This window comes from [Mycobacterium] manitobense (assembly GCF_025821665.1).
GTDB lineage: Bacteria > Actinomycetota > Actinomycetes > Mycobacteriales > Mycobacteriaceae > Mycobacterium > Mycobacterium arseniciresistens.
On sequence record NZ_JACKSJ010000082.1, the window covers coordinates 1 to 12,085 of the forward strand.

13 protein-coding genes, 1 tRNA gene and 2 pseudogenes are annotated in these 12,085 nt (G+C 69.7%); 5 read left to right on the plus strand and 11 right to left on the minus strand.

From position 1 onward, the window contains the following. From H7I41_RS10505 to H7I41_RS10540, 9 genes and pseudogenes are all read right to left on the minus strand, one after another. Positions 1–1,062 (minus strand): Rv1355c family protein (locus tag H7I41_RS10505; RefSeq protein WP_264012519.1); only part of this gene is annotated, 1,062 nt, incomplete at its 3' end. Next, complete coding sequence (locus H7I41_RS10510) at positions 1,059–2,438, minus strand: cytochrome P450 (RefSeq protein ID WP_264012521.1); 1,380 nt, start codon at positions 2,436–2,438, stop codon at positions 1,059–1,061. The genes H7I41_RS10510 and H7I41_RS10505, both read right to left, overlap by 4 nt. Before the next feature lie 149 nt (positions 2,439–2,587). After that, positions 2,588–2,878 carry a bestrophin-like domain gene (locus tag H7I41_RS10515; protein WP_264012522.1) on the minus strand — a complete coding sequence of 97 codons (291 nt, stop codon included), beginning with the start codon at positions 2,876–2,878 and terminating at the stop codon, positions 2,588–2,590. Between the two features lie 109 nt (positions 2,879–2,987). Then, positions 2,988–3,230 (minus strand): annotated as a pseudogene (locus tag H7I41_RS30460) (hypothetical protein); the annotation flags it as partial. Between the two features lie 88 nt (positions 3,231–3,318). Continuing rightward, positions 3,319–3,391: transfer RNA gene (locus H7I41_RS10520), tRNA-Ala, on the minus strand. Positions 3,392–3,438: 47 nt separating this feature from the next. Continuing rightward, entirely contained in the window at positions 3,439–4,572 is a 1,134-nt protein-coding gene (gene sepX / locus H7I41_RS10525) for a divisome protein SepX/GlpR (RefSeq protein ID WP_264012523.1), read from the minus strand. Positions 4,573–4,783: 211 nt separating this feature from the next. After that, positions 4,784–5,437 (minus strand): GNAT family N-acetyltransferase, encoded by a 654-nt coding sequence (locus H7I41_RS10530; protein ID WP_264012524.1) that lies wholly within the window; start codon positions 5,435–5,437, stop codon positions 4,784–4,786. A gap of 10 nt (positions 5,438–5,447) precedes the next feature. Continuing rightward, entirely contained in the window at positions 5,448–6,719 is a 1,272-nt protein-coding gene (gene glp, locus H7I41_RS10535; RefSeq protein ID WP_264012525.1) for a molybdotransferase-like divisome protein Glp, read from the minus strand. 48 nt (positions 6,720–6,767) lie between these two features. Beyond that, on the minus strand, positions 6,768–7,679 hold the full coding sequence (locus H7I41_RS10540; protein WP_264012526.1) for a UTP--glucose-1-phosphate uridylyltransferase: 912 nt from the start codon (positions 7,677–7,679) through the stop codon (positions 6,768–6,770). A 42-nt stretch (positions 7,680–7,721) separates the two neighbouring features. Here H7I41_RS10540 and H7I41_RS10545 point away from each other — a divergent pair, with 42 nt between their 5' ends. From H7I41_RS10545 to H7I41_RS10560, 4 genes are all read left to right on the plus strand, one after another. Continuing rightward, on the plus strand, positions 7,722–8,342 hold the full coding sequence (locus tag H7I41_RS10545) for a 5-formyltetrahydrofolate cyclo-ligase (RefSeq protein ID WP_372503724.1): 621 nt from the start codon (positions 7,722–7,724) through the stop codon (positions 8,340–8,342). Positions 8,343–8,388: 46 nt separating this feature from the next. Beyond that, positions 8,389–9,183 (plus strand): SDR family NAD(P)-dependent oxidoreductase, encoded by a 795-nt coding sequence (locus tag H7I41_RS10550; RefSeq protein ID WP_264012528.1) that lies wholly within the window; start codon positions 8,389–8,391, stop codon positions 9,181–9,183. An 86-nt stretch (positions 9,184–9,269) separates the two neighbouring features. After that, complete coding sequence (locus H7I41_RS10555) at positions 9,270–9,629, plus strand: FmdB family zinc ribbon protein (RefSeq protein ID WP_264012529.1); 360 nt, start codon at positions 9,270–9,272, stop codon at positions 9,627–9,629. A gap of 64 nt (positions 9,630–9,693) precedes the next feature. After that, a complete protein-coding gene (locus H7I41_RS10560) occupies positions 9,694–10,356 on the plus strand; it encodes an SAF domain-containing protein (protein WP_264012530.1) in 663 nt (220 codons plus the stop codon). 68 nt (positions 10,357–10,424) lie between these two features. Here the strand turns inward: H7I41_RS10560 and H7I41_RS10565 are convergent, their stop codons facing one another. Further along, positions 10,425–10,832: a hypothetical protein gene (locus H7I41_RS10565; protein WP_264012531.1), complete on the minus strand. Its 408-nt coding sequence runs from the start codon at positions 10,830–10,832 to the stop codon at positions 10,425–10,427. A 274-nt stretch (positions 10,833–11,106) separates the two neighbouring features. On the opposite strand from H7I41_RS10565, the gene mscL reads away from it, so the two are divergent. Continuing rightward, positions 11,107–11,541 carry a large-conductance mechanosensitive channel protein MscL gene (gene mscL, locus H7I41_RS10570; protein ID WP_264012532.1) on the plus strand — a complete coding sequence of 145 codons (435 nt, stop codon included), beginning with the start codon at positions 11,107–11,109 and terminating at the stop codon, positions 11,539–11,541. Positions 11,542–11,609: 68 nt separating this feature from the next. On the opposite strand, the pseudogene H7I41_RS10575 reads toward mscL, so the two are convergent. Further along, positions 11,610–12,085 (minus strand): annotated as a pseudogene (locus H7I41_RS10575) (MspA family porin); the annotation flags it as partial.

A 12,085-nucleotide genomic window follows, 5' to 3' on the forward strand; every position in this document is an offset into this window, starting at 1 on the left:
CGGCTCGGGGGCCCGGCGGGCCATCTCGGGTTCGGCGAGCCGGTCGAGCGCGCCGCTCACGTCGATGCGCACCCGGCCGGACCGCAGCTCCTCGCCGAGCCCGATCCGGCGTACCGCCTCGGCCAGCGCCGTGGCGCCCAGTGCCACGTCGCCGGCGAGCTGCGGCCAGGTGGAGATCGACCGGTCCACCTCGACCAGCGACGCCGCGGTGCGCGACGACAACCGCGACGCCTCGAGGTGGCGCAGGATGTGCGGGACCTTGTCGCGGCTGCTCATGCCCGGCAGCAGCGACACGTCGAGTTCGCCGAGCAGTCCGTGCAGGATCGGGCGGTCCGGTTCCAGGTCGAACCGCTCGATGTCGATCAGCCCGCGGTCGCTGGTGGCCATCACCACCGGGATCCCACGCGCCCGTGCGCCGAGCCGGAGCACCGCCTTCATGTCCAGCGAATCGCATTCCTCGACAACGATGTCCAGCCCGTCGAGGAACTCGTCGACGGTCTCGGAGGTGAGCCCGGCCTCGAAGACGCGGACCGGCAGGTACGGATCGACCTCCGCGATCCGGCGGGCCGCCACGTGGGCCTTGTTCACCCCGAGGTCGAGCACCGTGGCGGGCACCCGGTTGAGGTTGGACAGCTCGAGCCCGTCGAAGTCGGCGAGATGCAGCCGCCCGCAGAGGCCCTGGGCGGCGAGCGTGTGGGCGATGACGTGGCCGACGCTGAGTCCCGCCACGCCGATGCGCAGTGCGCCGAGCCGTTGCTGCTCGGCGGCGGTGATGATGTTGCGGTTGCGGTCGAGCCGGACAGCGCGAAAGGCCTTCGGTCCCAGCACTGCGGCGACGCTGCGCCGCCACGGGAAGTACGCCCACCGGCCGGGCTCGTCGAGCACGGCCGCATCGGGCGCAGGCCGCAGCCGGTGCAGATCGTCGAGCTGCTGGGCGCGCCGGTCGAGGAACTCGATGCGGGGGTCCGCGCGCAGCCGGTCGAGCATCGCCCGGTCGGCGGAGTCCTCGGGATCGAGCAGATGGGCGGCGTAGACGTTGAGGCCGTCGTCGTCGACGCTCACCGGGACGCCCCGGACTCGCGGCGTCGGACCCGCGCCCAGATGTGGTCGTCGGCGACCATCGTGAACGGCACCGCTACCGGGAAGTCGTCACCCAGCGAGGTCACCTCGACGCGCCGGATGAAGGTGGCCAGCCCGAGAGTCGCCTCCAGCATGGCGAAGTGGTCTCCGATGCACGACCGCGGACCGCCGCCGAAGGGCACGTACTGCCAGCGGTCGCGGCTCTTCATCGCCTCGGGCGTGAACCGGTCGGGATCGAACGTGAGGGGGTCGTCCCACAGTGTGGGGTCGCGCTGCACGGCCATCCGGCCGAAGATCAGCATGGTGCCGCGTTCCACCCGGAAGCCGCCCACCTCGACGTCGCGGGTGGTCATCCGCGAACCGGTGGGCCCGGGCGGGCACAGCCGCAGCGCCTCGCGCAGCACCTGCACCGTGTACGGCAGATCGGCGATGTCGCCGGGTTCGAGTTCGCGGCCGGGCAGGGCGTCCACCTCGGCGGCCACCTTCTTCTGGAGGTCGGGGTTCCGGCCGAGCTGCCACATTGCATAGGTCAACGTCGTCGCGGTGGTGTCGTGCCCGGCGAAGAGGAACACGATGAGTTCTTCGGCGATCTCGCGGTCCGACAGGGTCTGTCCGGTCTCGGGATCCGTCGCGGCGATCAGCGCCTGCACCAGCGGAGCGTCGGTGGTGGGGTCGGCGCGGCAGGTGTGCAGGATCTCGCGGGCCAGGCGGTGCAGCGTCGCGCTGGCCGCCCTGGCCTGCCGTTGCCGCGGGGTGGGCAGCCACGCCGGCGTCCGCAGCGGCTTCAGCGCGCGGTCAGCGACGTAGGTGACCGCGATCCGCAGCGGGTCCGCGACTTCGTCGGTGTGGTCGGTGAGGTCGCGGCCGAGCACCGAATGCCCAAGCGCGCGAAGGGTGAGCGTCCGGCATTCGGCGTCGAGGTCGATGGTGGCGCCGTCGCGCCAGGTCGACGCGACCGACTCGGCGGCCGCCGACATGTGCCCGCCGAAGCTGCGGACCTGCTGCTTGGTGAAGACGGGCTGCAGGGTGCGCCGCCGCGGCAGCCATGCCTCGTGGGGCAGATCGAACAGGTTGCCACCGATGACCCGGCAGAACTCGGTGAACACCCGGGTGGTCTTGTCGATCGAGCCGTCCTTGTTGCTGAGGATGTCGCGGATCCCCTGTGGCGAGGTGACCGCGACGACGGGCGGCATCAGCCACCGCGGTCCGACCGTGAATCGGGTGACCGGGCCGCCTGCGTCGCGCAACTGCTCTATGCCGGTGTGAAACGACCGCAGGGCACGTACCCGCTGCGCGAACGGCAGGGGGTTGTCGGGCACAGGTGGCAGCGACGCGAGCCGCGCGGACTGATCACCCACCCTCGACCCTTTCCATCGCACACCGAAACGCATACCGAAACGTATGCGGCACAGCGGATCCCGAGACTCCGGGTCGGAGCGACGAGAGATGACCCGACCTTGAGCTTAGCAGGGCTAATTCTTCATGTTTCAACGATTCGCAACGCGCGTCAATATTGTCGCGCGTGAGTCACCAACACAGCGGGATATTCGGGCATTCCCCGTCGGCGGAGAGCGGCGCCACGGGCAGCGCCCCCGTGCTGCGTAGGCCCTTTCTCGGCGCTTCTACGACAGCGCCAGATGACCTCTCTCAGCGGCTCCGAGGACGTCCCGATGTCGCCGAGGAACGGGTGCGAGAGCTCCATCACCAGGAACAGGTTCACCGCGACCAGCACGCCCAGGATCGCCACCATCGAGTAGTGCGTGGAGGGCTTCTCGACGTCGTAGATGATCGCGCACATCAGGAGCAGGACACTGGTCAGCCAGATGACCGCCCACAGCGACCACGGCCGGGCCGACGTCCGTGCGCGATTGCAGCACTCGCTGCGTCCGGGCCTGGCTGAGGCTGTCCAGATTGCTGAAAGAGGTTGAGAGCACGGTCTTCTGCGCGTCAGTTCGGGCCTGGATCTCCTCGTAGGCCGCATAGAGTCGCGTCAACGCCTCGGCAGCCTCGGGATAGGAGTTGCCCTTGGCATTCTCGTCCCACTCGGTCAACGCCGCCTGCTGGTATTCGAGCAGCGCCTTGCGGATCCGGTCGCTGTCCGGCCACTCCGAACGCGAAGCGGATGACGTCGTTGTGCTCCTCGACGGCACAGGGAATGCACTCGGGACGTGGGGATGCTCGTCAGAGAACAGGGGCGCCGACCGGCCGCAGTCGGACGTCTGACCTGCACATACTCTGTGGAGCTAAGGGGAATCGAACCCCTGACCTTCTCGATGCGAACGAGACGCGCTACCAACTGCGCTATAGCCCCTTGCGGAGACAAAGGCTACCAGTCGCGCCGCGAGTGCCGAAAATCGACTACTGGCCGGCGGCGCGCGGCAGATCGTAGTGCCGGGCGAATGACGTGTAGTCGAGGTGTTCGAACGCCGGATCCTCGTCGTCGATCTCCAGCACCGCCGCACCCGGGCGCCGCAGTCGAGCCGGGACCACGTCGAGCTTCTGGTCCTCGGCGTTCTCCACGCCGAGCCGCGATCGCATCATCCGCTGCGCCCGCCGGCGCCGCAGCCGCTCCTCGATGCGGGTCTGGCGGCGCAGGTACATGAGGTACATCAGCGTGACGGCGCCGGTGGTCGCACAGAGCCACCACGCCCACGGCGCGGCGAGGTATGCGACGGCGGCCGACGCCATGATCGCCACGGCCATCGACACCAGCATCCGCATGCGGAACCGGTACTTGCGGGCGCTGACCGCGGCCGCGGTCTTCGACTCGTTCCTGCGACGGCGTGCGGCGCTCATCGAGTCGGCGACGTGCAGGTCGGACTCCGACGGCGCCTCCAGACCGGAGGAGTCGGCGACGTATTCGTACTCGTCGTCGGTGCCGTCGAACTCGTCGTCGGCTTCCGCTTCGACGGCTTGGTCTTCGTCGACCTCTTCGTCCTCGGCCTCGTCCTCGAGGGCTTCGTCTTCGATGGCGTCGTCTTCGATGGCGTCGTCTTCGGCGGCCTCCGCCACGTCGGCGGCTGCCTCGGCGACCACCGGCTCGGGGGCGTGGAACTCGAGCGGCAGCTCGGGGGCGTGGAACTCGAGCGGCAGCTCGGGTTCGTCGATCACTGACCTGCCCACCGGGAGGGCGCCGGAGGCCTCGTCGACGACGTCGACGTCGAGATAGTCGGGTTCATCGACGGTGGTGGCGGCGGCCGCGAGCACCATCGCACGCTGCGGCCGGGCCTTCTGCTCGTCGAGTTCGTCGTGGTCGTCGAGGTCCTGGAGGTCGTCCTCCTCGGGCTGCCAGTGCGGGTCGCTGTTGTGACCGGCGGCCGGACCGCTGCGCCGCAGCTTCGACCTGCGTCCGGTGTCGAGCACCCGCGTGGCCAGCGCCACGTCGCTGGTGCGGCGAACCGCGTCGCGCTTGCTGATCAACATCGGAACCAACACGAAGAGCCAGAGCACGACGAGAGAAATCCAGAGAAGAGATTGGGGGATGCTTGGCATGACGCCGGCTCCTTTCCCCGTTCAGGCTAGGTCCGTGACCAGCGCGTCCGGGGATGACGCGCCGAGGACAATTACACACCTGTAATTCGCAGGATACAAGCACCACGAGTAACACGTGTCACACGCGTCACGGATATGCGCGCCAGTTCCACATCTGGGTCGCGATCGCTGCGACAACACAGCCCTCGTGCAGAAGTCGGCGGCCGATCGGTCAGGCCCAGTGCGCGCGACCACTGCGCACCAGCGCTGCCGCAGCCGTCCCGTTCATCTCCTCGATCGTGATCGCCACCAGCAGGTGGTCCCGCCAGGCGCCGTCGACCTCGAGATATCGCTTGAGCAGACCTTCCTCGCGGAAACCCACCTTGCCCAGCACCGCGCGACTGGCGGCGTTCTCCGGACGCACCGTCGCCTCGACACGGTGCAGCATCACCTGGCCGAAGCAGTGGTCGAGACCGAGCGCGAGCGCCGCGGTCGCCACTCCCCCGCCGGTGCGCTGGCTTGTCACCCAGTACCCGATCCACGCCGACCGCAGCGCGCCGTGGGTGACGTTGCCGATCGTCAGCTGTCCGGCGAACTGGCCGTCGACCTCGATGACGTACGGCAGCATCCGGCCCCTGCGCGCTTCGGCCCGCAGACTCGAGCAGACCGTCGGCCACGACGAAAACGCGTGTCGCACCTGCCAATCCACTGCCGCCGTCGGCTCCCACGGTTCGAGTTGCGCCCGGTCGGCCAACCGCAGCCGGCTCCACTGCGCGGCGTCACGCAGCCGGATCGGACGCAGCCGCACCACTCCGGCGGGCACCCGCAACGGCCCTGCCGGCGTCGGCCAGCCCGGATGTATCGGACTCGCACGCAGGAAACTCATCGCCTGCCGGTCAGCCGCGCTGCGCCAGGAATGCCACGTCGACGACCTCGCCGGTGCGGACTTCCTCGGTCTCGGCCGGCACTGTCACCAGGCAGTTCGCCTCAGCCAGCGTCGCGAGCAGATGGGACGACGATCCAGGGGCGCCGCCGAGGGCCTGCACCAGATATTCGCCGGTGTCCTGGTCGCGCATCAGCTGCCCGCGCAGGAATCCCTTGCGGCCGGCCACCGACGTGATCGGCGACAGAGTGCGAGCAGGCACCACGCGGCGCATCGGCGCGCGCTTCCCCAGCGAGAGCCGGATCAGCGGCCGCACCATCACCTCGAACACCACCAGCGCGCTGACCGGATTGGCGGGCAGCAGGAAGACCGGAACACCGTCGCGGCCCAACTGACCGAAGCCCTGTACCGACCCGGGGTGCATGGCGATGCGGGTCACCTCCATCTCGCCGAGCTCGGACAGCACGGCGCGCACCTGCTCGGCCGCGACGCCGCCCACCGCGCCGGCGATCACCACCACCTCGGCACGGTTGAGCTGACCCTCGACGATCTCCCGCAACTCTGCGGGATCGGTGGTGTCGATGATGCCGACCCGGTTCACCTCGGCGCCCGCGTCGCGGGCGGCGGCGGCGAGCGCATAGGAGTTGACGTCGTAGACCTGGCCGTTGCCCGGTGTGCGGGAGATGTCGACCAGTTCGCCGCCCACGCACATGATCGTCAGCCGCGGCCGCGGATGGACGAGCACGCGCTCGCGGCCCACCGCGGCGAGCAGTCCGACCTGCGCGGCGCCGATGATCGTGCCCGCGCGCACCGCGACGTCGCCGGGCTGCACGTCGTCACCCGTGCGGCGCACGTAGGCCCCCGAGCGGACGCCGCGCAACACCCGCACCCGGTTCTTACCGCCGTCGGTCCAGCGCAGCGGAAGCACCGCATCGGCGAGCGTCGGCATCGGAGCGCCGGTCTGCACCCGCGCGGCCTGGCGGGGCTGCAGCCGGCTGGGCGTGCGCGCTCCCGCCTCGATCTCCGCCATCACCGGCAGGCTGACCTCGCGTTCGCCGTCCTCGTCGTCGGCGCCGGGCCGATCACCGAGGCCGAGGCCGAGCACGTCGACGCTGCGCACCGCATACCCGTCGATCGCGGCCTGGTCGAACCCCGGCATCGGCCGTTCCGTGACGACCTCCTCGGCGCACATCAGGCCCTGCGACTCGGCGATGGCCACCCGCACCGGTCGGGGCGCCACCGCGGCGGCGGCCACCCGGGCCTGCTGCTCCTCAACCGAACGCACAACACGCCTTTCTGCCATCCGCGGGCCGTGCCGTGGAGCAGTGCTCGCCTACGGTCGGGTCAGCCCTAGTCGTTCGATCAACCACTCCCGCAGTTCGGGACCGTAGTCGTCGCGTTCCAACGCAAAGTCAACCGCAGCCTTGAGGTAGCCGCCGGGATTTCCCAGGTCGTGTCGAGAACCGCGATGCACGACCACGTGCACGGGATGGCCCTCCTCGATCAGCAGTGCGATCGCGTCGGCGATCTGGATCTCGCCGCCCGCCCCGGGTTCCACCCGTCGCAGCGCATCGAAGATCGCCCGGTCGAGCACGTAACGGCCGGCGGCGGCGTACGGCGACGGCGCGTCCTCCGCCTTGGGCTTCTCGACCATGCCCTTGACCCGCAGCACGTCGGGATTGGCCGCGTCGGGCACCGTTTCGACGTCGAAGACGCCGTACGCGCTGATCTTGTCGGGCTCGACCTCGATGGCGCACAGCACGGATCCGCCCCGCTTCGCGCGCACCTTCGACATCGTCTCCAGCACGCCGGTGGGCAGCACGAGGTCGTCGGGCAGCAGCACCGCGATGGCGTCCTCGTCGGGCCCGAGCACCTTCTCGACGCAGCCGATCGCGTGACCGAGGCCGAGTGGCTCGTCCTGCACCACCGACTCGACCTTGATCAGATCGGGTGCGCGGCGCACCTTTTCGAGCATCTTGTCCTTGCCGCGTTCCTCGAGCGTGCTCTCGAGCACCAGATCCTCGACGAAGTGCGCGACGACGCCGTCCTTGCCCTCGGAGGTGATGATGATCAGCCGGTCGGCGCCTCCCTCGGCAGCCTCGGCGGCCACCAGCTCGATGCCCGGCGTGTCGACCACCGGCAGCAGCTCCTTGGGCACGGTCTTGGTGGCCGGCAGGAACCGTGTTCCCAGCCCGGCGGCGGGCACGACCGCGGTGGACGGAATGGGCACCTCGGGACGAGTCACGCTGACACACTAGCCGCGCCGGCGCCGTTGAAACCCTGTCGGATGTCGCCGGATGTCGCCGGATGTCATGGTGGACGCGTGCCCACTGCGTCCAAGGCCGAGCTGCGCGCGCGGATCCTGTCGGCTCGCCGCGCCACGACGGCCGCGGAGCACGACGCCGACGCGCAGGCACTGGCCGCTCACCTTCCGGCTCTGGTGGTCGCGGGGCAGACGGTGTGCGCGTACGTGCCGGTCGGCTCGGAGCCCGGGTCGGTCGCGATGCTCGACGCCCTGTCGGCGCTCGGGGTGCGGGTGCTGCTGCCGGTGGCCCGGGAGGATCCCGCAGCCGTCGCGCTGCCGCTGAGCTGGGGCGAATACCGGGTGGGCGTCCTGGTCGAGGCGCGGTACGGCCTGCTCGAACCGCCACCGCCATGGCTGCCCGCCGACACCGTCGCGACCGCGGCCCTGGTGCTGGTGCCGGCCCTGGCGGTCGATCGCACAGGGACCCGGCTGGGCCGCGGCGCCGGCTTCTACGACCGGACGCTGCGCCTGGCCGATCCGGCGGCCCGGCTGACGGCGGTGGTCCGCGACGACGAACTCGTCGACCGGCTGCCCGCCGAATCCCACGACGTGCCGATGACCCATGCGCTCACTCCGCGTGGCGGGCTGACCGCGCTCGGCTAGCGGCGCTTTCCGCTCGCTCAAGATCGGAACGCCGTACGCTTCGGCCATGGATCTCGGGGGGAAACGAGTACTGATCACCGGCGCGTCGCGTGGGATCGGCGAGGCGATGGCCCGGTCGTTCGCCGAAGCCGGTGCGACCGTCGCGCTTGTCGCACGCAGCGCCGAGCCGTTGCAGGCGCTCGCCGACGGCCTCGGCGGCACCGCGCACGCCGCCGATCTGGCCGACCCCGCCCAGGTGGACGCCTTGATCGGCCGGGTCGAGGACGAAGCCGGCCCGGTCGACGTGCTGGTGAACAACGCAGGCATCGAGAGCACGGCGGGATTCGCAGACGCGCCGGACGGCGAACTGCAGCGCGTGACGCAGGTCAACTACCTCGCGCCGGCGGAACTCTGCCGGCGCGCGACTCCGCGGATGCTGAGCCGCGGCGGCGGTCACATCGTCAACATCTCTTCGCTGGCCGCCGTTTCGGTCTTTCCCGGCCTCGTCAGCTACGGCGCGTCCAAGGCGGCGCTGTCCGCCTTCACCGGGGGTTTGCGCGTCGACCTGAGGGGCCTGCCGATCGGCACGACGCTGGTGGAACTCGGTCCGGTGCCCACCGACCTGCTCGCGAAGGCCGACGATTACGCGCCGACCCGCGACAGCTTCCGGCGGATGTACCGGCTGCACATGCTCGCCGACATGCCCCGGGAAACGGTGGCTGCCGCGATCGTGGAGGCCGTGTCCAAGAACAGGCGGTATGTGCGACTTCCCAGGCGTGCGGCGCTGTTCGCAACTCTCGTCGAGACTCCCCGGCGAATCACGGCCCTGGCCCTCACCGGTGTGGCGCACCAGCCACGCTGACCGCGGAATGACGGCGGCCGCGTAGCGGTTCTAGCACTTGACACGATAGAGTGCTAAAGAACTTTGTGACCGTCTCGGAGGTTTTCTTGCCTACCTACTCGTATGCGTGCACCGCGTGTGACAACAAGTTCGACGTGGTGCAGGCCTTCAGCGACGATGCGCTCTCGCAGTGCCCGAAGTGCGAGGGGCGGCTGCGCAAGCTCTTCGGCAAAGTGGGCGTGGTGTTCAAGGGCAGTGGCTTCTACCGCACCGACAGCCGCGAGGCCGCCAAGAGCACGAGCAACGGTTCGGCGAAGAGCTCCGACGCGGCCGGCTCCACCTCCTCGTCGAGCGACTCCTCGAGCTCCAGCTCGTCGGGCTCCTCGAGCGACTCCGGCAAGAGTTCGAGCTCGACGTCCGGTTCCAGCTCGTCGAGTTCTGCTCCGGCTGCGGCCGCGTCGAGCTGACAGTTATCCACAGCCCGCCGGATTGACCGCGCGGATCGGTCCCCGCCCTGCCTAGCCTGGCGGGATGGGGGAATCGCTCGATCCGAGGCCGCTTGACCGGCTCACCGCTGCACTGCGGCCGGACTGGTCGCGCACCGTGGCGGCACGCCGGATCGCCGCGGGTGTGCTCGTCCTGTTGGCCGCGTTGATCTCGGTGCGCTCGGATCCGCGTGGCGACCACGTCGACGTCCTCGTCGCCGCCCACGACCTACCTCCCGGCCAGCCGCTGGCGGACCCCGATCTGCGCGTCGAAAGCCGTTTGGTGACAACAGTTCCCGACGGCGCATCGGTGGACTCCGCGGCTGTCGTCGGCAAGACCCTGGCCGGACCAGCGCGGCGTGGCGAGGTGCTCACCGACGTGCGCCTCCTCGGACCGCGTCTGGCCGAGTCGGCGGCGGGTCCGAACGCGCGAATCGTGCCGCTGCATCTGACCGACACCGCACTGCTCGACCTCGTCCGGCCGGGTGATGTGGTCGACGTGCTGGCCGCCCCCGATTCGGGTCCAGGGCCCGGCGACGACGCCCGCCCACGGCTGGTGGCCGGCGAGGCGATCGTGGTGCTCGTGTCCGGGAGGCAGCAGGGCCCGGGCGCCGGCGACCGCGTGGTGCTGGTAGCACTACCGGCACACGACGCCAACGAGGTGGCGGGCGCCTCGCTGACACACGCGATCACCTTGACCTTCCACTGATTCGGCACTGCGCTGAAACAAATCCGCCCCCGGCCGCAGGGCCGGGGGCGGATCGTCAGACTGTCAGATCACCAGTCGCCGAGGGCGGGTCCGCCGCCCGTCAGCGGGCCTTCGCCGGCCGGCGTGAACTCGCCCTCGAACAGCGGGCCGGTGGCCGAGCCGGAGACCGCTTTCACGGAGTCACGGACGCCGGCGTTCTCACCGTTGGTCTGCGCATGAACGATGGTCGTGTCGGCGGTGCGTCCCTCTCCACCCTGTCCACGGGCTGCGCCGATGTCGGTGAGGCGGATGCCGTCCTCGTTCACCGCAACGGCCGCGCGGCTCGTCACCTCTGGCGACGGTGCAACCTCTTCGACTTCGGCGCTGGCGGTGCCGAGACCGAGCGTCATGGCGGCAGCGGCGACGGCAAACGACCCGGCTCCCACGATGCCCAGCTTCTTCGCACGACGAGTGAGCGCCTTGGCGTGTGCTGCCATCAGCATTCCCCTTTGTTGGTAGACGGGACGGAGCCCGGTAGGTTCGCGACCTCCAAAGACTAGCAGTGCCGACGCGTCCCCGCCTGCCCAGCCGGCCACCGATTTTCACGCGTTACGGATGCTCGTGGCCGACGGCGTCCGGCCACGTCGTCGCCGCTTTCTCCGCCGTCGGAGACAGCACGGCCGACGGGTCGGTTTCGCCGTCCGAACAAGGTCATCGACCGCTACCGTTCCCCTGGAGCGAGCCACAGGAAACGACGAAAGGATCATGCACATGCTCAAGGGGTTCAAGGAATTCATCGCTCGGGGCAACGTCATCGATCTGGCGGTCGCGGTGGTCATCGGCGCGGCGTTCACCGGCCTCGTCACCGCGTTCACTCAGAACGTCATCCAACCGTTGATCGACCGCATCGGCGCGGGACCCGACGCGGAGTACGGCGTCTTGCGCATCCCGCTCGGTGGCGACCAGTTCGTCGACCTCAATGCCGTGCTTTCGGCCGCGATCAACTTCCTCATCGTCGCCGCGGTGATCTACTTCGTGATCGTGCTGCCGTTCAAGAAGCTCAAGGAGCGGGACGCGAAGGTCGAGACCAGCGAGACCGAGTTGACGCTGCTGACCGAGATCCGCGATCTGCTTCGCGCCGATGCCGCGGGCGCGGGCGCCGCACCCGGCGCACACAGCCAGCGGGAGGACCACTCCGAGGAGTGACACCGACACCCGGACACGAGAACGGCCCCCGGTGGATGACACCGGGGGCCGTTTCCGTCAGAGCTGGATCAGTTCATGTTCCACGGTTCGCCGTAGGTGGTGACGCTGTCACCGGTCGAGGCGATCAGACGGGCGAACGGACGCAGCAGCACACCGCCGGCCGCACCGGTGACGGTGCCATGGGCGTTCGAGACCGCGACCGAACCGTCGGCGCCTTCCACGTCCACCGAGAACGTCGCGACTTCCTGGATGCCGGGGCCGTTGCCCAGGTCAGCCGAGATCGACACGCCGGGGAACAGCGGCGGGGTCTGGATGCCTCCACCGAGAACGTCGCGACTTCCTGGATGCCGGGGCCGTTGCCCAGGTCAGCCGAGATCGACACGCCGGGGAACAGCGGCGGGGTCTGGATGCCCTCGATGAGGCCACCCTCGAAGTCCGAGTCGAGACCGTCGAAGGCGATGTTGGGCGTGGTGTAGCTGAAGTTGATGCCCACACCCAGCGACCAGGGGAAGCCCACCTGGTAGCCCAGCTCCAGGCTGCCCTC